At 39.4% G+C, this 752-nt stretch carries 1 protein-coding gene; it reads right to left on the bottom strand.

Annotated features, from left to right (window positions below; all coding sequences use genetic code 11):
- Positions 1-58: 58 nt before the first annotated feature.
- Positions 59-752: CdaR family protein (locus tag AC3G7N_RS20880; protein ID WP_489424077.1), on the bottom strand; the 694-nt coding region annotated here is incomplete at its 5' end.

Raw genomic sequence — 752 nt, 5'->3', positions numbered from 1 at the left:
TATTCTGCCTTTAATTATTAGTACAACGTATGTTTTTAAATTTAGTCTTGGAACAGATTTACTTAATTTCAATTGTCACCTGTTCCATTTCGGGGGTAATTTTAACATTTTCCGGCCCCACAATGACGATGGGTAATTTATGTTCTCCCTCATCAAGTCCCTCTGCATCTACAGTCAATTTAATTTTTTCTGCATTCAGTTTACTTATATCTTTTTCAGAACCTGCAACATCTACTTTCATCTTAGCATCTTCCGGAGTTAGAAATGATAATTCTTGTCCATCACTAAGATTGTCAACGTCAATTGCAACATCTTCAATTGTTTTAGTTTGCTCCAACTCTATTTCAACCTCAACTGTATCTGTTTCGGGGATGGTAGCCCCATCCGGCGGGGCAAGCTTTGCTTCGATTGTCTGGGACTTTGTAATATCCGATAAGTTAATTTCCTCGGTTTGTACCTTATCAATATCCGCCAAAATCGAATTAGTTGCAAAGACTTCCACCTCATCAAGACCCGCTTTTATTGAAGCCAGCGAGTAATCCTTCGGCAGTTCACCCGTCGTAGGAACCGCTACTGGGACGGTTTTACTTGGGTTCAGCAATTCTGCCGAGACAACGACATTTTGTGGTTTCACGTTTACATTTAATTCATTACCCTGACTATCATATACATTTACAGGGACTTCCCGACTGTCGATTGATTCCTTTAACCCGGCAACATCAACAAATACCTTTACAATACCAATTTGATCA

This window comes from Virgibacillus carmonensis, assembly GCF_057836705.1.
This window is presented reverse-complemented; position numbering and strand designations above follow the sequence as displayed.